Genomic DNA, 19,879 nt, shown 5'->3' on the forward strand with positions numbered 1-19,879 from the left:
ATGACCGTCACCGACCTGTACCCCAGCCGCGGCACCACCGAGGTGACCGTCCCCCGCCAGGACCCCGTGGTCTGGGGCGCGCCCGACGCCCCGGGTCCCGTCACGCCCGCCGACCTCGGCGCGTTCGAGCGTGACGGCTTCCTCACCGTCGACCAGCTGATCAGCGACGACGAGGTCGCCGTCTACCGGCAGGAGCTGGAACGGCTGGTCAGCGACCCGGAGATCCGGGCCGACGCGCGTTCGATCGTCGAGCCGAAGTCGAAGGAGATCCGCTCGGTCTTCGAGGTGCACCGGATCAGCGAGGTGTTCGCCCGGCTGGTGCGCGACGAGCGGGTCGTGGGGCGCGCCCGGCAGATCCTGGGCTCGGACGTGTACGTCCACCAGTCCCGGATCAACGTCAAGCCCGGCTTCGGCGCGAGCGGCTTCTACTGGCACTCGGACTTCGAGACCTGGCACGCCGAGGACGGTCTGCCGCGGATGCGGACGGTGTCCGTCTCGATCGCGCTGACCGAGAACCACGACACCAACGGCGGGCTCATGATCATGCCGGGCTCGCACAAGACGTTCCTGGGCTGTGCCGGCGCGACGCCCAAGGACAACTACAAGCAGTCGCTCCAGATGCAGGACGCGGGCACGCCGTCCGACGAGGCGCTGACCGCGATGGCGGACGCGCACGGCATCCGGCTGTTCACCGGGAAGGCCGGTTCGGCGACCTGGTTCGACTGCAACTGCATGCACGGCTCCGGCGACAACATCACGCCGTTCCCGCGCAGCAACGTCTTCATCGTGTTCAACAGCGTGGAGAACACCGCGGTCGAGCCGTTCGCGGCGCCGGTGCGGCGCCCGGAGTTCATCGGCGCCCGGGACTTCACCCCGGTCCGGTGAGCTGAGCCCCGTCCCACCACGGCTGCCGCCGGTGCCCAGCGCGGGTGCCGGCGGCAGCCGTGTGTGTTCAGCCGTCCAGGACGTCCAGCAGGCGGTCGACGTCGGCGGGCGTGTTGTACAGGTGGAAGGACGCGCGCAGATTGCCCGCGCGGTCGGAGACCTCGATGCCCGCGCGGCTCAACTCCGCCTGACGGTGGCCGAGTCCGGGCACGGAGACGATCGCGGAGTCGGGTGCGGGCAGTGCCTCGTGGCCGAGCCGGGCCAGTCCGGCGCGGAACCGGTCGGCGAGGGCCAGGTCGTGGGCGCGCACGGCGTCCACGCCCAGTTCCTCGACGAGTTCGAGCGAGGGGCGCAGTCCGGCGTAGGTGAACAGGGCGGGGCTCACGTCGAACCGGCGGGCGGAGTGGGCGAGTTCGGCGACGGGGCCGTAGCAGCTGTCCCACGGGGCCTCCGCCGCGACCCAGCCCGCGAGCAGCGGTGTCAGTCCGCCGAGGTCCTCGGGCACCACGAGGAAGGCCGCCCCGTGCGGGCCGACGAGCCATTTGTGGCCGATGCAGACGGTGAAGTCGAACGCGTCCGCGTCGATCGGCAGCCAGCCCGCGGACTGGGAGCAGTCGACGCAGGTGCGCGCGCCGTGCGTGCGGGCCGCCTCGCGCAGGGCGGGCAGGTCGGCGAGCCGTCCGTCGGCGGACTGGGCGGTGCTGACCGAGACGAGCGCGGTGCCGGGCCGGACGGACTCGGCGAGCCGTTCCAGGGGGACGGTGCGCACCTTCAGGTCGCCGCGGATGTGGAACGGGGTGACGACGGAGCTGAAGTCGTCCTCGGCGGTGAGGACTTCGGCGCCCGCGGGCAGCGCGGCGGCGACCAGCCCGATCTGGGCGGCGGCCGAGGGTCCGGTCGCCACCCGGCCGACGGGGACGCCGGCCAGCCGGGCGAAGGACGCCCGGGCGGCCTCGACGTCGGCGAAGAGCGGGTCCGTCGGCCGGCCCTCGGCCCGCAGGAGCGCGGCCTGGTGCAGCGCGGCGACCGTGCGGGCCGGGAGGAGCCCGTTGCTCGCGGTGTTCAGGTAGGTGTTCCTCGGAGCGAACTCGGCACGGACGAGGGTCTCGAAGGTCTCCATGGGACCACTGTGCGGCCCCGCGAAGTCGCCGTCCATCGCGGATGATTACAGGGTTTCTCCCAGGAGCGCTTATACGTCACCGCCGAGCAGCGCTTCTCCCCCGTCGGCCGCCGGAGACGCTCCCGTTCAGCTCTTCGGTACGGCGCACCCGTCCGGCCCACACGCCTCGGCGCCGCCGTCGCCGCCATCGCCGCCCTCTTCGAACAGCCGGAGCACCGTCTGCTCGCCCCACGCCTGGTTCAGCGCCTGGGTGAAGACCTCGTCGGGCTGGGCGCCGGAGACGCCGTACTTGCGGTCGATGACGACGAAGGGCACGCCGCTGATGCCGAGCTGGGCGGCCTCGGCCTCGTCGGCGCGGACCTCGTCGGCGTAGGCGGTGGGGTCGGCGAGCACCGCACGCACCTCGTCGGCGTCGAGTCCGGCCTCGACGGCCAGCTCCACCAGGCGCTCGTCGCCCTCGGTGAAGACGGACCGCTCCTCGGCGAAGTTGGCCCGGTACAGCGCCTGGAGCAGCTCGCTCTGCCGGCCGCGCTCCTTGGCGAGGTGCAGCAGGCGGTGCATGTCGAAGGTGTTGCCGTGGTCGCGGCCGCGGGTGCGGTAGTCGAGCCCCTCGGCGGCGGCCTGCGCGCCCAGGTTGTCCTCGCCGGCCTGTGCCTGCGCCTCGCTCATGCCGTACTTCCGGGTCAGCATGGTGATCACCGGCTGGGCGTCGCCCTTGGCGCGGCCGGGGTCCAGCTCGAAGGACCGGTGGACCACCTCGACGTCGCCGCGGTGCGGGAAGGCCGCGAGCGCCTTCTCGAAGCGGGCCTTGCCCACGTAGCACCAGGGACAGGCGATGTCGCTCCAGATTTCGACGCGCATGCGATCGGCTCTTTCCAGTTCGTACGGGACGGAGGCTCTCTCCGCGGGTACGTGAACGTTCAAGCAGGCGGGTTCATTCCCCGGGCGTCTCCCCGGGCACGGTGTAGCGCAGGTACAGGTGGTGGTCGCCCGCGGCGGGCGGGGTCTGCGGGTCCGGCAGCCAGCCCTCGCGGGCGTAGAACGCCTGGGCGCGCTTGTTGTCGACGTGCACGTCGAGCACGGCCGCGCGCCGCCGGTCGGCCCGCCACTGCTCCACACAGGCGGCGTGCAGGGCCCTGCCGATGCCGGACCGCCAGCGGCCGGGGTCCACATGGAACTGGAACAGCTTGACGGTGTCCGCACCCGCCCCGTCCGGCGTCCGGAAGGACGCGATGCCGACGATGCTCCCCTTCTCCACGGCGCACAGCACGTGCGCGTCGGTGCGCTCGATCGACCCGCGCCAAGCGGCCTGCCAGTCGATATCGCCCTGCGGCACGCCGTCCGGGTAGTACGTCGAACGGGCCCGCAGATGCAGATCGGCGATGGTCTCGGCCTCCGCGGGCACAGCGGTGCAGATCAGGAGGATTCCGGTCTCACGGTCATCGATCATGCAGCGGAGGACGCGCCGGCTCCGCCCCCGGTTCCGCGCCGGCTGAACTGGGCGCGGTAGGCGCTCGGGGTGAGTCCGGTCCGCCGGACCAGATGGGCGCGCAGCGAGTCGGCGGTGCCGAGCCCCGAGGCGCGCGCCACCTGGTCCATCGGCAGGGTGGTGGTCTCCAGCAGTTCCCTGGCCCGCTCGATGCGCTGGTGGAGCAGCCACTGCAGGGGGCTGACGCCGCTCTCCGCGTGGAAGCGGCGGGTGAGGGTGCGGACGCTGACGCCGGCGTGCCGGGCCAGGTCGGTGAGGGTGAGCGGCTTGTCGAGGTTGCGCATGGCCCAGCCGCGGGTGTCGGCGCACACGGTCCCGCGCTCGGGCGGCAGCGGGGTTCGGGTGAACTGGGTCTGGCCGCCGGGGCGGACCGGGGCCACCAGGGCCAGCCGGGCGACCTCGTTGGCGACGGCGGCGCCGTAGTCGGTGCGGATGACGTGCAAGCACAGGTCGAGGCCGGCCGCGTAGCCGGAGGAGGTCAGGTACGGGCCGTCCTGGGCGTAGAGCACATCCCCCTGCATCTCGACGCCGGGGTGCCTGCGGCGCATCTCCTCGGCGTGCGCCCAGTAGGTCGTGGCCCGGCGGCCGTCGAGCAGACCGGCCTCGGCGAGGGAGAAGGCGCCGGTGCAGATGGAGGCGATACGGGTGCCCGCCCCGGCCGCCTCGCGCAGGGCCGCCACGACCCTCGGGTCCGGGGAGTAGGGCTCGCCGGTGCCGGCCACGAGCACGGTGTGCGCCTCGCGCAGCGCCTCCAGGCCGTGCGGCACATGCAGGTCGAGACCGCCGGTCGTGGCCACGGGGCCGGGGTCGGGCGCGCAGATGACGACCTCGTAGCCCGGCGCTCCGGCCACCTCGACCTTGCCGAAGAGGAGTTCGGGGATGGCGAGGTTGAACATCGACACGGGCGGCGACGCGATGACGGCGACACGGAGCATGGCCAGAACCTCCGGATGCATGGCAATCGGGCCACTACTGTACGCCGTTGAAGATCCGCAGCATGGAGCCATGTCAACGAGCCAGACTCTCCCTACGCCCCAACTGACGCCTGAAAAAGGCGAGTTCACGACTTCCTCCCCGCCGGCTGTCGCGCTCGCCGCCGCGCTGCTCGGCTTCGCGCTGATCACCCTCGACGCGTCGGTGGTGAACGTCGCCCTCCCCGCGATCGGTTCCTCCCTGGGCGGAGGCCTGTCAGGTCTCCAGTGGGTGGTGGATGCCTACACGCTGCCCTTCGCGGCCCTGATGCTCTCCACGGGCGCGCTCGCTGACCGGGCCGGGGCGAGCCGGGCGTACGGCCTGGGCATCGCGGTGTTCACCCTGGCCTCGGCGGCCTGCGGGTTCGCCCCGGCCCTCCCGGTGCTGATCGGCGCCCGGGTGGTACAGGGCGTCGCGGCGGCCGTCGTGCTGCCCGCCTCGCTGGCCCTGGTGCGGCAGGCGTACACGGACCCGGCGCGCCGGTCCCGGGCGGTGGCCGCCTGGGCGGCGGGCGGTTCGGTGGCGGTGGCCCTCGGGCCGGTGGCCGGTGGCGCGTTGACCACGGCCTGGGACTGGCGCGGGATCTTCTTCGTCAACCTGCCGCTCGGCGTCGTCGCCCTGGCCCTGCTGACGCGGACACGGCGCTCGGAGCGCCGGCCCGCGCCGCTGGACCTGCCCGGTCAGGCGACGGCCGTGATCGCCCTGACGGCACTCACCTTCGCGGTGATCGAGGGCGGTACGACGCGGGCGGTGGCGTTCGTGGTGGCGGTGACCGCGGCCGTGCTGTTCGTCCGGACCGAGGCCCGTCAGCCGCATCCGGTGGTCCCGCCCGCCCTGTTCCGCGACCGGGCCGTGCGCGTGGCGGTCGCGGCGGGCGCCGCGTGCAGCGTGGCCTTCTACGGTGTGGTCTTCCTCTTCTCGCTCTTCTTCCAGCAGGCGCAGGGCCGTTCCGCGCTCTATGTCGGCCTCATGTTCCTGCCGATGACCGGGCTGATCGCGGTGACCAACGTGGTGTCGGGCAAGCTCGCGCAGCGCTACGGCCCGCGGCCGCCGATGCTGGCGGGCCAGGCGCTCGCGGTGCTGGGGCTGCTGGGCCTGCTGACCGTCGGCACCAGGACGCCCGCCACCTTGGTGGCCGTGCTCCTGATCCCGCTGGCCCTGGGCTGCGCGCTCGCCATTCCCCCGCTGACCGCCCTGATGCTGGACGCGGTGCCCGCCGAGCGCGCGGGGGTCGCGGCGGGCGTACTCAACGCGGCGCGGCAGGTGTCCGGCGGGCTCGGCATCGCCGTGTTCGGGGCGCTGGTCGCCGGCGGCTTCGCCACGGGGATGCGGACGAGCCTCGCCGTGGCCGCCGCGCTGCTCGCCCTGACCTGCCTGCTGACCGCCCGCGGGACGGCGGCCCGGGGGTGAACTTCCGCCCCGTCAGGCCGCCGGGACCTTTCCGGGCAGGAAGGCGCGGGCCCGCTCGGCATCGGTGTCCGTGAGGTCCTTGCGGGCGAGCAGGGGGTCCAGGACGGCGTCGGCGCCCGAGGCGGCGAAGGCGTCCGGGGTGCCGTCGGTGTGGTGCTCCAGCCAGGCCAGGGACTGGGCGATCACCCGGCGGGAGTCGTCGGGGTCGAGGTCGTCCAGGCGCAGCAGGGAGCGGAGGACGAAGCGGGACCGCCAGATGGGCATGTGGTGGTCCAGCCAGGTCAGCGCCCAGCCGGTCGCCGCCCTGCGCTGGGCCTCGGTGAGGTCGGAGCGGGTGAGGTACGGCTCCAGCAGGAAGCTGACGTCGTAGACGGCGGGGTCGGCCTGCACGCTGTCGACGACCAGGCGCAGCAGGGCGCGCGTCTGGTCGGGGGCCAGGTCGGTCCGGTTCAGCAGGGGGCCGAGCACCCGCCAGGAGTCGGGGGCGGCGTGCGCGGTGACCCAGCGCAGGGTGAAGTCGGCGAACCGGCGCAGGTGTTCGGGGCCGAGGTCGGTCCGCCACAGCAGGGGCGTGAGGACGGTCTGGGCGTTGCCCGGGCTGCCGTAGCGCTCCAGCCAGACACCGGTGAGGTCGAAGGCCTGGCCGATCTCCTCGGCGGTGAGGCCGGGCTTGGCGTTCAGCGAGACCAGGACGTGGCGGGCCTCGCCGATGGTGCCGTAGGCGCGCAGCCAGGCCGTCGTGTGGGCGGCGGCGCGGCGGGTCTCCTCGCCGGTGAGGTCGGTGCGGGCGAGCAGTGGTTCGAGGACGAAGCGGGCCTCGCGCATGGACACATGGCGGCTGAGCCACAGGTCGGTGAAGGCGACGGTGGCCTGGGCCCGGGCCCCGGTGATCTCCCGCCGGGTGAGCAGCTTGTCCAGGACGAAGCGGGCGTCGGGCGTGGCCACTTGGCGCTCCAGCCAGTCCGCGGCCAGGGAGATGCCGCGCTCCAGCTTGTCCGGGCCGATCCGCGTGTTCCCGATCAACGCGCCGAGCGTGAAGGTGGCCTGGGTCCCCTGCCAGTGCTGCCCCAGCCACTGCAGGGCGTGGGCGGCGGCCAGGTCGACGTCCTCGTCGGTGAGACCGGGCAGTGACAGCAGCGGCTGGAGGAGGTAGGAGGCGCCGGGCTGGATGGCGTGGTGGGCGAGCCAGGTCATGGCCGCGGCGACGGTCTGCCGGAACTGCTCCTCGGTCAGCTCGTGATGGGTGAACGTCGCCCGCAACACCCGTACTGCCTCGGGACGTTCGGCGTGCTGCTCCAGCCATGCGAGCGCGGAGGCGAGGTCCTCGCGGACCTGTTCGTCCACCGGGCCGTCGGTGGTCAGCCGCCGCGAGAGTTCGGTCGCCTCACGGAAGGTGGTGCCGTTCTGCTGCTCGCGCAGGTCGGCGAAGGCGAGCGCGCGCCGGTGCTCGTCGTCGGTGAGGCCGGTGCGCTCCAGCAGCGGCGGCAGGACGAAGTCGGCCTCCAGCGCGCGCCCGTGGTCGGTGAGCCAGGCGAGGGCCGAGGTGACCGCTCCCTTGGCCTGCACCGGGGTGAGGTCGCCGCGGCCGAGCAGCGCGCCGAGGACGTAGCCGCCGTTGCGGCCGGTGCCGTGCAGCTTCAGCCAGCGCGTCGCGTGGCCGATGGCCTGCTGGGCGTGGCCGGGCGTGAGGTCGGGGCGGGAGAGCAGGGCGCGCAGGACGTAGTCGGCGACGTCGGTCCGGCCGTGGCAGCCGAGCCAGGTGATCGCCGACGCGATGGCCTGCCGGGCCTGTTCCTGGTCGAGGTCCTGGCGGCACAGCAGTTTGTTGAGGGTGAAGCTGGCCTCCCGGGACTCGGCGCGCGAGTCCAGCCAGGCGACGGCGACGGCGTTGGCCCGGCGGGCCGCGTCCTCGGGCAGGTCGGGGCGGTCGAGCAGGACCCTCAGGACGTATCCGGCGGAGTCGAGGTCGCCGTGGCAGCCGAGCCAGGCCGTGGCCGAGACGATGGCCTGCCGGGCCTGGCCGTCGGTGAGGTCGCCGCGGGCGAGCAGCGCGCCCAGCGCGAAGGTGGCGCCGGGGGTGGTGGCGTGGTGCTCCAGCCACTCACCGGCGTACTCGACGGCCCGGCGGCTCTCGTCCTCGGTGAGGTCGGAGCGCTCCAGCAGCGGGTGGATGAGGAAGTCCGCCTCGGTGGTGGTGGCGTGCTGTTCCAGCCACTGGCCGGCGAAGCCGACCGCCCGGCGGCTCTCGTCCTCGGTGAGGTCGGAACGCTCCAGCAGGCGGCGGATGAGGAAGTCGGCCCCGGCGGTGGCCGCGTGGTGCTCCAGCCACTGCCCGGCGCACTGGACGGCCCGCCGCATCTGGCTCCGGGCCAGTTCGGTGCGGGCGAGGAGCGGTCGCAGGACGTACGTGGCGGGGTGCGCGGTGGCGTGCTCCTCCAGCCACCACAGGGTCATCGACGCCGCCTGGCGGGCCTCGTTCTCGGTGAGGTCGCGGCGGCTCAGCAGGGCGCGCAGCACCTTGTGCGGGTCCCACAGCGTGCGGTGGTGGCGCAGCCACTCGAGGGCGAGGGCGACCACCTGCCGTGTCTCGTCGTCGGTGAGGTCGGTGCGGGCGACGAGCGGCGGCAGGATGTGGGCCACCTGGCGCACGGTGACGTCGTTCTCCGACCACTGCAGCGCGGCGGCGACGACCTTCCGGGTCTGCTGGAAGGTGAGGTCGGTGCGGGCGACGAGGCCGCGCAGCACGAAGTGGGCTTCCAGGATGTCGCCGTGGCGGCGCAGCCAGCCGATCGCCTTCCAGACGGCGGGCTTGTGCTGGTCGGCCGGTATGTCGGTCCGGCTCAGCAGGGGGCTGAGGACGTAGCTGGCCTCCCGCCGCCAGCCGTGGGACTCCAGCCAGCGCAGGGCCGCCGGGACGAGCAGCAGCGCGCCGTCGGTGGGCAGGTGCCACAGGCCGCGGTAGAGGACGTGCCGGGCGTTGACGCCGTCGCCGAACTCCTCCAGCCAGGGGCCCACGATCTCCGGCCAGTTCTGCACGGCGGCGTCGGACCAGGGCTGTCCGGTGCAGATCGCGCCGAGCGCGTAGCCGCCGATGTCGGCGTCGTAGCGCATGACGTCGCCGATGGCCGGGGCGTTGTCGGCGAACCAGGCGTCGAGCGCCGCGGAGACGGACTCGGCGCGGCCGGCGAGGGCGAGGTCGTTCACGAGCCGGGCGAGGTTGGTGGCGTAACGGCCGATGGTGCGCGCGCTGGTGAGGCAGCCGGCGAGGAGGATCCGGGTGCGGCGGCGGTCGGGGTTGCGGCTGGCCGCGGGCAGGATCACGGACTCGACGAGCTGGTCGCACACCACGTCGTGGGCGGTGGTGAGGATGTCGCCGTCGCCGCCCTCCCCCTCCAGCCAGCCGAGGTCGATGAGGGTCTCGACGACGCCCTCGGCGCGGTCGGCCCCGCTGGAGGTGTGGGTCAGCGCGGCGGCGGCCGCGGCGGTCACGTCGGCGCGGGCCTGCGGACAGGCGGCGGCCGCGGCGGCCGCGGCCACCAGGCTGTCGGAGGCGGTGACCTGGTCGAAGGTGGTCTCCTTGCGTCCGCGGACGGCGAGGTCGTCCTCCTCCAGCCGGCTCCTGAGCCACCGCGGGAGGTCGCCGCTCGCGCGCAGCCCGGCTGTGTCGGGGATGGGCAGCCCGCTGATGACCCGGCGCTCCAGCTCGCGGGCGACCAGCAGCGTGATGATGGGGCGGTGGCCGCAGATCTCCCGCATCCGGTCCATGCCGAGCCGGTCGATGGCGGTGGGGGCGAGGTTGGCCAGGGCGTGGTCGGCGACGAGGCGCTGGAACTCCTCGTCCTGGCGCAGCCAGACCTCGTCGAACAGGTCGTGCAGCTGGACGTGGTCGGCCTTCTGGAGCCAGCCGGGGCGCACCGAGGCGAGGAAGGCGACCTGGATGTTCCTGCGGCGGGCCTCGGGCAGCAGGCGGTGGCGCAGCGCGGTCAGGTCGAGCTGGGCGTCGTGGTTGTCGTCGTCCTTCAGGTACTCGTTGAGGTAGTCGATCACCACCAGGGCCGGGCCGGTGCCGGCGAGGACCTGGCTGCTGATCTGCCCGGTGACGGACGACTCCCGCCCCGGTCGGACGTGCAGGACGCGCCAGCCGCGGCTCAGCGCGATCCGGCCCACCTCCAGGCCGGTGCGGGTCTTGCCGGTGCCGGCCGCGCCCACCAGCAGCACCCCGCGGTCGTCGGAGTTCTGCAGGCGGCCGAAGAGCCGGTCGGGGTGGGCGCGGTGATCGGGGCCCGGGGAGACGAACGGCAGGTGCTCGGGGGTGAGGTTCTTCTTGAAGCCGCCGAGGCCGTCGACGAAGCTCTGCTGGCCGACGACCGCGGCGAGCGGGTCGGGCGCGGGCTCGGTCCGCTGCTGCGGGACGGCGGCCTCGGCCGGGGTGGCCGGGCGGCGCCAGGCGGTGTTCCGGGCGAGCGGGATCTTGTAGCCGGAGCCCCGGCTGGCCATCCGGGGCTCGGGGACGCGGGCGCCGTCCACCCGGACGTCCTTGAGCCGGGACCGTACGGCCTCGAAGACGTCGCCCGTGCTGAGGTGCGTCAGGTCCGGGCCGCGGCGCCCGTCGGGCAGGGTGTCCGGCAGGCCCTCCCGGAGTACGTCGACGAGCGCCAGGGTGAAGACACTGCCCTCGGGCAGGCACAGGGACTGCTGGGTCTCGGCGGCCGAGGTGAGCACGCAGGCGCCCTCGATGGCGAGCGTGTCGCTGTCCGCCGCGGGAGCGGTCTCGCCCATGCGCAACGCCATGCCGCTGTAGCAGCAGTCCACGATGACGACCTTGTGCCGTGCCCGGGAGGCGGACACGTACTCGCGGATGTCCTCGTACGGCACGGAGTGGTGGCGGCGGGTGTGGCTGGAGGCCTCGGTGGCCAGGAGCAGGCTGCGGCCGTCGCGGTCGTAGTGGCCGTGCCCGGCGTAGTAGACGAGGAGCAGGTCGTCGGCCTCGGCGGCGGCGGTCTCCACCGCGTCGAGGACGGTGCCCATGTCGCTGCCGGGGGGCAGGACGACGCACGTCTTCTCGTCCAGCTCCCCCACGTCCGGGGAGGTCAACTGGGCGCGCAGTGCGGGGATGTTGCGGCTGACGCCGTCGAGGTCCGGGAAGTGGCTGAAGGCGTGGACGCCGAAGAGCACCGCGCGGGAGCCGCCCGTCGGCTGCCCGGTCATGACGGGAGCGTGCCGGCGTCCGGGTTCTGGCCCTCCAGGCGGCGCAGCAGGTCGGCCAGTTGCGCCGGGTCGAGGTGGCCGATGTCGACGGTCGTGGCACCGTACGTCAGCTTCCGGGCGCCGGACCGCAGGGCCTGCCCGGCGCGGGCGCCGCGCCAGCTCGCGTACGCCACCGCGAAGTTGGCGATGTCGAGGGCGTGCCCGAAGGCGACGTCGAGGGCGTCGAAGGCGCCCATCGTGGAGCCGGGGGTGCTGACCGGGGTGACGGACAGCCGGGCGGCGTCGGGATCGCGGCTCAGCCACTGCTGAAGGTCCGTCAGAGCCTGTTCGTCACCGTCGCCTTGGATGCGGATCAGCATGCCTCGTCCTCCCCCGTCGCCTGTGCCTCAAGCAGAGCCGATGGTAACGGAATTCACCCGCCGGGGAAGTCTCGCGCGGCCACCCGGGAGGGGGCCGCCCGACCCGGCCGGCAGAACCGGACGGGGGGGCGGCCCGGGTCACCCAGGGCCTCTCGTGTGGAAGCCCCTAACCGACGAAGTACGTCGGGTTCGGCAGCTTGTAGGTCCGGTCGGCGTAGCCGCCGTCCAGGTCGGAGTACTGGTCGCCGAAGTCGGCGATGATGTCGTACCCGAGGTCCTGCTCGATGTGCTTGCGGGTGCCCGCCTTGTACTGGACGGTCGTGCACGTCCAGGTCCCCGGGGTGGCGCAGCCGCTCAAATACGCCGGCGGGTTCGCCTTGTCCTTGAGGAACATGTGGGCGGCGTCGAGGTTCACGTCGGCGCCGGTCCGCTTCAGGTTGGTCACGGCGGCGGTGCGCTGGGACTCGCTCAGCCCCGAGTTGTAGAAGACGGCCACGCCCCTGTCCTCGGCGTAGCGCACGAGTTCGGGGCTGCCGAAGACGGCCGGGCGGTCGGCGCGGTCGACGTAGGCCGCCCAACTCGCCGCGTTGTAGGTGTAGTTGTAGCGCTTCTCGTAGTCGAGGCTGAGCAGCAGCGTGTCGTCGATGTCGAAGACGACCGCGGGCTTCTCGCCCTTCTGCAGGGACTTGGCCGCCGCCTTGTCGATGTAGCGCCTGGCGTCGGCGTCGAGGCGGGCCAGGTCCCGCGCGTAGGGGCTGTCCGGGGACGCCTGGTACACGCCGTCGGCGTCGGGCGCGGTGCCGTAGTAGGTGTCGATGTCCTTCACCAGGGTGCCGATGTTGTACGGCTCCTGGGTGGAGTTGGCCGTCGACTGGCCGGCCGTGGCCGCGCCGGCGCCGTAGAGGGCGCCGCCGGCGACGGCGCAGGCGGCGGCTATGGCGGCCGCTCTGAGGGACTTCCGCATGGAATCTCCGGGTCTGCGTGAACGAGTGGTGCGCCAGTGTGATGAGTGGTGCACCAGGTCGCGCACTGTCTACGCGCATCACACCCGGACGGCGACCCGTTTTAACCGATCGATACCTGCGCGAGCGGCGACGCCCCGTGAGCGGCTACGCCTTCCACTCCGGGTCGCGTCCGCTCAGTCCCACCAGCCTCTCCACCAGGGGCCGGTCGTCCTGGACGGTGACGACGGGACCGAACAGGCCGGCCGGGCGGTTGGGCTCCTCGGCCGCGGCGCGCAGGAAGACCTGCGCTCCCTGGAGGGCGGCGGGGTCGGGCGTGTAGTCCTGCCCGGTGGCGCGGGCCAGGTCCCAGCCGTGGATCACCAGCTCGTCGGCGGCGACGAGGCCCGCGACACCGCCGGGCAGGTCGACGCCGCCCGCCCGGGTCATGCCGGCCCAGGCCTCCGGGTCGCGCCAGGCCTCGGCGAGTTCGTCCAGCGCCCCGGCGAGCTCCTCTCGCCAGCCGGGTCCGATGTCGGGGACGGCGGCGTCCGGGGCGGTGTCGGTGGTGGCGCCCAGGTCCTTGCGGCCGGCGTCCCGGAAGGCCCTGGCCAGCCCCACCAGGTGCCCCAGCAGATTGCGCACCGTGTAGTCGGGGCACGGCGTCGCTCCTGGAAGGTGCTCGTCGGACACCCCCTCGACGAGCCGCGCCACCTCACGGGCCTGCGGGCCCAGGTCGAACCTCATGTCGGTCATACCGGCCTCCTCCGCGTCCTCATACACACCGATCCCAGGATTGATTCGGATCCCATCACGAGAAGGACCGCCCCGCGACGCAAAACTCATCGGCCGCGGCCCCTTTGGGTCACCGCGCCCGCACGCTTCCAGGGCACCTGCCCGATGCCCGTACCCCCGCCTTAGACCAACCATGACCGGGTATGACGACTCGGACGACCTCCTGGGCGGTCACGCGCGTCCTGCGGGACCGCGACGCGGGGCTGTATCTGGCGGGCGTGGTGGTGTCCGCCTTCGGTACGTCGGCGCTGTGGCTGGCGTCCGGCGTATGGGTCAAGGACCTCACCGGCTCGAGCGGGCTGGCGGCGCTGTGCATGCTCGCGATGTGGCTGCCGACGGCGGCCGGTCCGGTGCTCGGCACACTGGCCGACCGCTTTCGCCGGGGCCAGCTGCTCCGCGGCTTGAACATCGGCCTGGCCGGCCTCCTCCTCACTCTCACCACCGTCCGCTCCCCGAACGGGCTGTGGCTCCTGTTCGCCGTCCTGTTCCTGTACGGCGCCGCCGGCGTCGTCCATGACGCCGCCGAGTCGAACCTGGTCGTCGCTGTCGTCGGTCCGGAGCTGCTCGGCGACTTCAACGGGCTGCGGACGACCGCGACCGAGGGCATGAAACTGGTGGCCCCGCTGACGGGCGCGGGCCTCTACGCGGCGTACGGCGGGCCGGCGGTCGCCCTCCTGGACGCGGCCACCTTCGTGCTGACGGCCGTGCTGTACGCCCTCCTTCGTGTCCGAGAGGAACCGCCCGCGGCGCGGACCGGAGGCGACTGGCGCAAGCAGACCGTGGCGGGCGTCCGCCACCTGTGGGGGCACCCGCACGTGCACGCGCTGGTCCGGGCGGGCGGCACGACGATGTTCTTCGGCGCCCTGAGCGCCACGACGACGTACGCCATCGTGGACGCCCTGGGGCACTCCCCCGCCTACGCCGGTGCGCTGTACGCCGCCCAGGGCGTCGGCTCGGTGGCGGTCGGGCTGTTCTCCGGACCCGCGTTGCGGCGGCTGGGCGAGCGGCGGTTCGCGGCGTACGGCATCGCCCTCATGGGCGTCGCGGTCGCCGCTCGGGGCGTCCCGGCCGATGCCGTGGCGCTGGCGGGCAGCGCGGCGATCGGTCTCGGGCTGCCGTGCGCGCTGATCGCCACGTTCACCGCCGTACAGCGCGGCACGCCGAGCCCCCTGCTCGGCCGCGTCACCGCCACCGCCCACACGCTGCTCTTCCTCCCGAACGTGCTCGGACTCGCCGTCGGCGCGGTCCTGGTCGAGCTCGTCGACCACTGGCTGCTGCTGGTCCTGTCCGGCCTGGGGCTGGCCGCGACGGCCACGTCCTTGGCGATGCGTACCCACGGGCACGCTCGCTGAAGAGTCCGGCGGCGGAAAACGATCGTTCGTGGCGGAGGCGGGCGTCGAACGGGCGTTCCGTCGTGCGTTTCGGGCACGGATGGTGCCCGCTCTCACCCCCTTGGGCGCAGCCACGCAGGTCCGCGGCGGGCACGCCCGGGGCCGAACGGGCATGAACGGGCAGCATCAGGAGCGCAACAGGCCTGGTCAGGGGCGCGCGCCCGCTGTAGAACTTCCCCCAGGGCCGAAGAGGGCCCGAACGGGCAGTCCTGCAACGAGGCGGGTGACGGGAAATGAGCACGCGGACGGCGGAGGAACGCCAGCGCGAGATCGTGCGGGCGGCGCGCGCGAGCGGCTCGGTCGACGTCACCGCGCTCGCCGCCGGCCTGGGCGTGGCCAAGGAGACCGTACGGCGGGATCTGCGCGCCCTGGAGGACCACGGCCTGGTGCGCCGCACCCACGGAGGCGCCTACCCCGTGGAGAGCGCCGGGTTCGAGACCACCCTCGCGTTCCGGGCGACCAGCCATGTGCCCGAGAAGCGCCGGATCGCGGCCGCCGCGGCCGGGCTCCTCGGGGACGCCGAGACCGTCTTCGTCGACGAGGGCTTCACCCCGCAGCTCATCGCCGAGGCCCTGCCCGCGGACCGGCCGCTGACCGTGGTCACCGCGTCCCTGCCGGTCGCCGGCGCGCTCGCCGAGAAGGGCGACATGTCGGTGCTGCTGCTCGGCGGCCGGGTCCGCTCGGGCACGCTGGCGACCGTCGACCACTGGACGACGAGGATGCTCGCCGGCTTCGTGATCGACCTCGCCTACGTCGGCGCCAACGGCATCTCCCGCGAGCACGGTCTGACCACCCCGGACCCCGCGGTCGGCGACGTCAAGGCGCAGGCGATCCGGGCATCCCGGCGCACGGTCTTCGTGGGCGCGCACACCAAGTTCGGCGCGGCCGGCTTCTGCCGGTTCGCCGAGATCGGCGCGCTGGAGACGATCGTGACGAGCACGCTGCTCCCAGCCACCGAGGCCCACCGGTACTCCCTGCTGGGACCGCAGGTCATCCGGGTCTGACCACTTGCACAACCCACGTGTTTCCAGGGGCTCTTCGCACCGAGCGGCGCCCCTTATGTCCGCATACATCCAGGAGCGACTCATGCGCACCCAGAGCCGGCGGAGGCCGCGAGCGATGCTCGTCATGGCCGCCGCAGGGACGCTGCTCGCCCCGCTGCTCTCCGGCTGCTGGGTCGGAGCGGGCGGGTCCGGTTCCGGCGGTGACTCCATCAACGTACTGATGGTCAACAACCCGCAGATGACCGAGTTGCAGAAGCTCACCCGCGCCCATTTCACCAAAGAGACCGGCATCAGGGTCAACTTCACGGTCCTGCCGGAGAACGACGTCCGCGACAAGATCAGCCAGGACTTCGCCAACCAGGCCGGGCAGTACGACGTGGCGACCCTGAGCAACTACGAGATCCCGATGTACGCCCGCAACGGCTGGCTGCGCGACATGGACGGGTACGTCGCGAAGACCCCGGCGTACGACGAGCGGGACATCCTGGGGCCGATGCGCCAGTCCCTGACCGCCGACGACGGCAAGCTCTACGGCCAGCCCTTCTACGGCGAGTCGTCCTTCCTGATGTACCGCAAGGACGTGTTCGCGAAGAAGGGCCTGAAGATGCCCGCCCACCCGACCTGGACGCAGGTCGCCGGCCTCGCCGCCAAGGCCGACGGCGCCGAGCCCGGCATGAAGGGCATCTGCCTGCGCGGACTGCCCGGCTGGGGTGAGCTGATGGCACCGCTCACCACCGTCGTGAACACCTTCGGCGGCACCTGGTTCGACAAGGGCTGGAAGGCGCGACTCGACTCCCCCGAGTTCGAGAAGGCGACGAAGTTCTATGTCGGCCTGGTGCGCAGGCACGGTGAGTCGGGCGCGGCCCAGTCCGGGTTCGCCGAGTGCCTCAACAACATGACCCAGGGAAAGACCGCCATGTGGTACGACGCCACCTCGGCGGCGGGCCTGCTGGAGGCGGCCGAGTCCCCGGTCAAGGGCAAGCTCGGCTACGCCCCGGCCCCCGTGGAGAAGACGGACTCCTCCGGCTGGCTCTACACCTGGGCCTGGGGCATCCAGAACGCCTCCCGCAACCCCGACAAGGCCTGGAAGTTCGTCTCCTGGGCGTCCGGCAAGGGCTACGAGCAGCTCGTCGGCGACACCAGCGGCTGGTCCGACGTCCCGGCGGGCAAGCGTGCCTCGACGTACGGCAACCCCGCCTACCGCCAGGAGGCCGCCGCCTTCCAGGAGATGACCAGGAAGGCCATCGAGAGCGCCCGGCCGAACGACCCGGGAGTGCAGCCGCGGCCCGCGCCCGGCATCCAGTTCGTCGGCATCCCCGAGTTCACGGACCTCGGCACCAAGGTCTCCCAGGAGATCAGCGCGGCCATCGCCGGACGGCAGTCGGTCGACGCGGCCCTGCGGAAGTCCCAGCGGCTCGCCGAGAAGATCTCGAAGGAGTACGAGGGACGTTGACCGCCACGACCACCGCACCGATGAGCACGGCATCCGTACCCGCCGTGCAGCGTCCCTCGACGCGGCTGCGCGCCTGGGCCACCCGGGCGCCGCTGCTGCCGGCCCTCGTCTTCATGATCGCGGTGACCCAGCTGCCGTTCGTGGCCACGCTGGTGATCTCCTTCTTCGACTGGAACGCGCTCTACCCCAAGGCCCGTCACTTCACCGGCCTCGACAACTACGGCCAGGTCCTGACCGACGCGGACCTACGCCACTCGGTGTGGGCCACCGTGCTGCTGACCGTGGCCGTGGTCCTGGCCAGCCTGGTGCTGGGCCTCGCGCTCGCCCTGCTGCTGGACCGCAGGTTCCGCGGCCGGGGGATCGTACGCACCCTGCTGATCGCGCCGTTCCTGGTCGTGCCGGTGGCCGCGGCCCTGCTCTGGAAGCATGTGCTCTACAACCCTGAATACGGCCTGTTCAATGGGCTGTTGCACTATGTGGGCGGGCCACAGCCCGACTGGGTGTCCCACACCCCGCTGCTCGCGGTGGAGGCCTCCCTGGTCTGGCAGTGGACGCCGTTCATGATGCTGATCCTGCTCGCCGGACTCCAGAGCCGCGACCAGCAGCAGCTGGAGGCCGCGCGGGTGGACGGCGCCAGTGACTGGCAGATCTTCCGCCATCTGACGCTCCCGCACCTGCGCCGCTATCTCGAACTCGGCGCGCTGCTGGGCTCGATCTACATCGTCCAGAACTTCGACGCGGTCTTCACGATCACGTCCGGCGGCCTGGGCACCGCCAACCTGCCCTACACCGTCTACCAGAGCTTCTACCAGGCCCACGAGAACGGACTCGCCTCGGCCGCGGGCGTCCTGGTGGTCATCGGCTCGATCGTCATCGCGACCTTCGCCCTGCGTGTGGTGTCGTCGCTGTTCCGCGAGGAGGTGTCGCGCGCATGAGCGCCACGGCCGTACGAGTACGCAGGGGCAAGGGAGTCGGACTGGGTCTGGTGGCATGGCTCGCCGGGATCCTGTTCTTCCTGCCCGTCGCCTGGATGGCGCTGACGTCGTTCCACTCGGAACAGGACGCGGCGACCAACCCCCCGTCCTTCGCCGCCTCCCTGACCCTGGACGGCTACCGCGAGTTCTTCGGCAGCGGCGGCGGGGCGAGCCCCTGGCCCGCGCTGATCAACTCGACCGTGGCGTCGGTGGCGTCGACGGCGTGCGTCCTGCTGCTGGCGCTCCCGGCGGCGTACGCGCTGTCGATCCGGCCGGTGCGCAAGTGGACCGACGTCCTGTTCTTCTTCCTGTCCACGAAGATGCTGCCGGCGGTGGCGGGCCTGCTGCCCGTCTACCTGTTCGCGAGGAACGCCGGGCTGCTGGACAACATCTGGCTGCTCGTCATCCTCTACACCTCCATGAACCTGCCGATCGCGGTGTGGATGATGCAGTCCTTCCTGGCCGAGGTGCCGGTCGCCGTGATCGAGGCGGCCCGGATCGACGGGGCGCGGCTGCCCACGATCCTGGCCCGCGTGGTCGCGCCGATCGCGCTGCCGGGCATCGCCGCCACCGCGCTGATCTGCTTCATCTTCAGCTGGAACGAGCTGCTGTTCGCCCGGGTGCTCACGGGCGTGGTCGCCGAGACCGCCCCCGTCTTCCTGACCGGCTTCATCACCAGCCAGGGCCTGTTCCTGGCGAAGGTGTGCGCCGCGTCGCTCGTCATCTCCCTGCCGGTGCTCGCCGCGGGGTTCGCCGCCCAGGACAAGCTGGTCCAGGGCCTGTCGCTTGGAGCCGTGAAATGAAGGCCGCCGTCATCGAGTCCGTGGGCCGCGCCGTCGTCACCGAGGTCCCCGACCCGACACCCGGCCCGCGCGAGGTCGTCGTCGAGGTCGCCGCCTGCGGCCTGTGCGGCACAGACCTGCACATCCTCCAGGGCGAGTTCGCGCCCAAGCTGCCGATCGTGCCGGGCCACGAGTTCGCCGGCGAGATCGTCGGGGTGGGCGCCCAGGTCACCGAGGTCGCGATCGGCGACCGGGTGGCGGTGGACCCCTCGCTGTACTGCTTCGAGTGCCGTCAGTGCCGCAGCGGGCACAACAACCTGTGCGAGCGGTGGGCCGCGATCGGCGTGACCGTGCCGGGCGGGGCGGCGCAGTACGCGGTGGCGCCGGTGGCCAACTGCGTGAAGCTGCCCGAGCACGTACGCACCCAGGACGCGGCCCTCGTGGAGCCGCTGTCCTGCGCGGTACGCGGCTACGACGTCCTCAATTCCCGCCTCGGCGCCCGCGTGCTGATCTACGGCTCCGGCACCATGGGCCTGATGATGCTGGAGCTGGCCAAGCGGACGGGCGCGGCGAGCGTGGAGATGGTCGACGTGAACCCGGCCCGGCTGGAGACCGCCCGCCGGCTCGGCGTCTCGGCCGCCGCGGGCAGCGCGGACGAGCTGGACCGGCCGCAGGGCTGGGACGTCGTGGTCGACGCGACGGGCAACGCGGCCGCGATCCAGGACGGCCTCGACCGGGTCGCGAAGGCGGGCACTTTCCTCCAGTTCGGCGTCGCCGACTACGCGACGCGGGTGACGATCGATCCGTACCGCATCTATAACTCGGAAATCACTATCACCGGTTCCATGGCCGTGCTCCACAGCTTCGAGCGGGCGGCGGAGCTGTTCGCGAACGGCGTGCTGGACCCGGACGTGTTCATCAGCGACCGGATCGCCCTGGAGCGCTACCCCGAGGCGCTGGAGCAGTTCAAGGCGGGCGTCGGGCGCAAGATCGTCGTCGTCCCCTGAGCTGGTGCCTGAGCCGGTGCCTGAGCCGGTGCCTGGGCCGATCGGGGGTCCGTCCGTCGGTAAGGGAACGGCAAAGTGATGTCGTTCGT

16 protein-coding genes are annotated in these 19,879 nt (G+C 72.6%); 8 read left to right on the forward strand and 8 right to left on the reverse strand.

Going from position 1 to position 19,879, the window contains the following annotated elements:
* Nucleotides 1-885: an ectoine hydroxylase gene (thpD, locus tag QFZ74_RS07080; protein WP_307624064.1), complete on the forward strand. Its 885-nt coding sequence runs from the start codon at nucleotides 1-3 to the stop codon at nucleotides 883-885.
* A 67-nt stretch (nucleotides 886-952) separates the two neighbouring features.
* Here thpD and QFZ74_RS07085 read toward each other — a convergent pair whose 3' ends face one another.
* The 4 genes from QFZ74_RS07085 to QFZ74_RS07100 form a co-directional block, all read right to left on the reverse strand.
* On the reverse strand, nucleotides 953-2,005 hold the full coding sequence (locus QFZ74_RS07085) for an aminotransferase class V-fold PLP-dependent enzyme (protein ID WP_307619927.1): 1,053 nt from the start codon (nucleotides 2,003-2,005) through the stop codon (nucleotides 953-955).
* Between the two features lie 126 nt (nucleotides 2,006-2,131).
* Nucleotides 2,132-2,866 (reverse strand): DsbA family oxidoreductase, encoded by a 735-nt coding sequence (locus QFZ74_RS07090; RefSeq protein WP_307619928.1) that lies wholly within the window; start codon nucleotides 2,864-2,866, stop codon nucleotides 2,132-2,134.
* A 73-nt stretch (nucleotides 2,867-2,939) separates the two neighbouring features.
* Nucleotides 2,940-3,455 carry a GNAT family N-acetyltransferase gene (locus tag QFZ74_RS07095; protein ID WP_307619929.1) on the reverse strand — a complete coding sequence of 172 codons (516 nt, stop codon included), beginning with the start codon at nucleotides 3,453-3,455 and terminating at the stop codon, nucleotides 2,940-2,942.
* Entirely contained in the window at nucleotides 3,452-4,429 is a 978-nt protein-coding gene (locus QFZ74_RS07100; RefSeq protein ID WP_307619930.1) for a GlxA family transcriptional regulator, read from the reverse strand. Before QFZ74_RS07100 ends, QFZ74_RS07095 begins: the two co-directional genes overlap by 4 nt.
* A gap of 70 nt (nucleotides 4,430-4,499) precedes the next feature.
* Here QFZ74_RS07100 and QFZ74_RS07105 point away from each other — a divergent pair, with 70 nt between their 5' ends.
* Nucleotides 4,500-5,876: an MFS transporter gene (locus tag QFZ74_RS07105; protein WP_307619931.1), complete on the forward strand. Its 1,377-nt coding sequence runs from the start codon at nucleotides 4,500-4,502 to the stop codon at nucleotides 5,874-5,876.
* A gap of 12 nt (nucleotides 5,877-5,888) precedes the next feature.
* On the opposite strand, the gene QFZ74_RS07110 is transcribed toward QFZ74_RS07105, so the two are convergent.
* The 4 genes from QFZ74_RS07110 to QFZ74_RS07125 all read right to left on the reverse strand — a co-directional run bounded on the left by QFZ74_RS07110 (nucleotide 5,889) and on the right by QFZ74_RS07125 (nucleotide 13,140).
* A complete protein-coding gene (locus tag QFZ74_RS07110; RefSeq protein ID WP_307619932.1) occupies nucleotides 5,889-11,084 on the reverse strand; it encodes a caspase family protein in 5,196 nt (1,731 codons plus the stop codon).
* On the reverse strand, nucleotides 11,081-11,443 hold the full coding sequence (locus tag QFZ74_RS07115; RefSeq protein WP_307619934.1) for a hypothetical protein: 363 nt from the start codon (nucleotides 11,441-11,443) through the stop codon (nucleotides 11,081-11,083). The genes QFZ74_RS07110 and QFZ74_RS07115 overlap by 4 nt, the downstream gene beginning before the upstream one ends.
* A gap of 166 nt (nucleotides 11,444-11,609) precedes the next feature.
* Nucleotides 11,610-12,407 carry an HAD family acid phosphatase gene (locus QFZ74_RS07120; protein ID WP_307619935.1) on the reverse strand — a complete coding sequence of 266 codons (798 nt, stop codon included), beginning with the start codon at nucleotides 12,405-12,407 and terminating at the stop codon, nucleotides 11,610-11,612.
* Nucleotides 12,408-12,552: 145 nt separating this feature from the next.
* Nucleotides 12,553-13,140: a TIGR03086 family metal-binding protein gene (locus QFZ74_RS07125; protein WP_307619936.1), complete on the reverse strand. Its 588-nt coding sequence runs from the start codon at nucleotides 13,138-13,140 to the stop codon at nucleotides 12,553-12,555.
* A gap of 182 nt (nucleotides 13,141-13,322) precedes the next feature.
* On the opposite strand from QFZ74_RS07125, the gene QFZ74_RS07130 reads away from it, so the two are divergent.
* From QFZ74_RS07130 to QFZ74_RS07155, 6 genes are all read left to right on the forward strand, one after another.
* Nucleotides 13,323-14,531 carry an MFS transporter gene (locus QFZ74_RS07130; protein WP_307619937.1) on the forward strand — a complete coding sequence of 403 codons (1,209 nt, stop codon included), beginning with the start codon at nucleotides 13,323-13,325 and terminating at the stop codon, nucleotides 14,529-14,531.
* A gap of 272 nt (nucleotides 14,532-14,803) precedes the next feature.
* Nucleotides 14,804-15,574, forward strand: coding sequence for a DeoR/GlpR family DNA-binding transcription regulator (locus QFZ74_RS07135; RefSeq protein WP_307619938.1), 771 nt, complete (start codon nucleotides 14,804-14,806; stop codon nucleotides 15,572-15,574).
* Between the two features lie 82 nt (nucleotides 15,575-15,656).
* Entirely contained in the window at nucleotides 15,657-17,027 is a 1,371-nt protein-coding gene (locus QFZ74_RS07140) for a sugar ABC transporter substrate-binding protein (RefSeq protein ID WP_307619939.1), read from the forward strand.
* Nucleotides 17,024-17,962, forward strand: coding sequence for a carbohydrate ABC transporter permease (locus QFZ74_RS07145; protein WP_307619940.1), 939 nt, complete (start codon nucleotides 17,024-17,026; stop codon nucleotides 17,960-17,962). Before QFZ74_RS07140 ends, QFZ74_RS07145 begins: the two co-directional genes overlap by 4 nt.
* Nucleotides 17,959-18,804, forward strand: a complete 846-nt coding sequence (locus tag QFZ74_RS07150; protein WP_307619941.1) for a carbohydrate ABC transporter permease — start codon at nucleotides 17,959-17,961, stop codon at nucleotides 18,802-18,804. The genes QFZ74_RS07145 and QFZ74_RS07150 overlap by 4 nt, the downstream gene beginning before the upstream one ends.
* Nucleotides 18,801-19,790, forward strand: coding sequence for a zinc-dependent alcohol dehydrogenase family protein (locus tag QFZ74_RS07155; RefSeq protein WP_307619942.1), 990 nt, complete (start codon nucleotides 18,801-18,803; stop codon nucleotides 19,788-19,790). Before QFZ74_RS07150 ends, QFZ74_RS07155 begins: the two co-directional genes overlap by 4 nt.
* The last annotated feature ends 89 nt before the right edge of the window (nucleotides 19,791-19,879 follow it).

It is taken from the genome of Streptomyces sp. V3I7, from assembly GCF_030817495.1.
Lineage (GTDB): Bacteria > Actinomycetota > Actinomycetes > Streptomycetales > Streptomycetaceae > Streptomyces.

Coding starts and splice junctions, on each gene's coding strand:
- thpD (WP_307624064.1), top strand. CDS start 1: ATGACCGTCACCGACCTGTACCCCAGCCGCGGCACCACCGAGGTGACC.
- QFZ74_RS07085 (WP_307619927.1), bottom strand. CDS start 2,005: ATGGAGACCTTCGAGACCCTCGTCCGTGCCGAGTTCGCTCCGAGGAAC.
- QFZ74_RS07090 (WP_307619928.1), bottom strand. CDS start 2,866: ATGCGCGTCGAAATCTGGAGCGACATCGCCTGTCCCTGGTGCTACGTG.
- QFZ74_RS07095 (WP_307619929.1), bottom strand. CDS start 3,455: ATGATCGATGACCGTGAGACCGGAATCCTCCTGATCTGCACCGCTGTG.
- QFZ74_RS07100 (WP_307619930.1), bottom strand. CDS start 4,429: ATGCTCCGTGTCGCCGTCATCGCGTCGCCGCCCGTGTCGATGTTCAAC.
- QFZ74_RS07105 (WP_307619931.1), top strand. CDS start 4,500: ATGTCAACGAGCCAGACTCTCCCTACGCCCCAACTGACGCCTGAAAAA.
- QFZ74_RS07110 (WP_307619932.1), bottom strand. CDS start 11,084: ATGACCGGGCAGCCGACGGGCGGCTCCCGCGCGGTGCTCTTCGGCGTC.
- QFZ74_RS07115 (WP_307619934.1), bottom strand. CDS start 11,443: ATGCTGATCCGCATCCAAGGCGACGGTGACGAACAGGCTCTGACGGAC.
- QFZ74_RS07120 (WP_307619935.1), bottom strand. CDS start 12,407: ATGCGGAAGTCCCTCAGAGCGGCCGCCATAGCCGCCGCCTGCGCCGTC.
- QFZ74_RS07125 (WP_307619936.1), bottom strand. CDS start 13,140: ATGACCGACATGAGGTTCGACCTGGGCCCGCAGGCCCGTGAGGTGGCG.
- QFZ74_RS07130 (WP_307619937.1), top strand. CDS start 13,323: ATGACGACTCGGACGACCTCCTGGGCGGTCACGCGCGTCCTGCGGGAC.
- QFZ74_RS07135 (WP_307619938.1), top strand. CDS start 14,804: ATGAGCACGCGGACGGCGGAGGAACGCCAGCGCGAGATCGTGCGGGCG.
- QFZ74_RS07140 (WP_307619939.1), top strand. CDS start 15,657: ATGCGCACCCAGAGCCGGCGGAGGCCGCGAGCGATGCTCGTCATGGCC.
- QFZ74_RS07150 (WP_307619941.1), top strand. CDS start 17,959: ATGAGCGCCACGGCCGTACGAGTACGCAGGGGCAAGGGAGTCGGACTG.
- QFZ74_RS07155 (WP_307619942.1), top strand. CDS start 18,801: ATGAAGGCCGCCGTCATCGAGTCCGTGGGCCGCGCCGTCGTCACCGAG.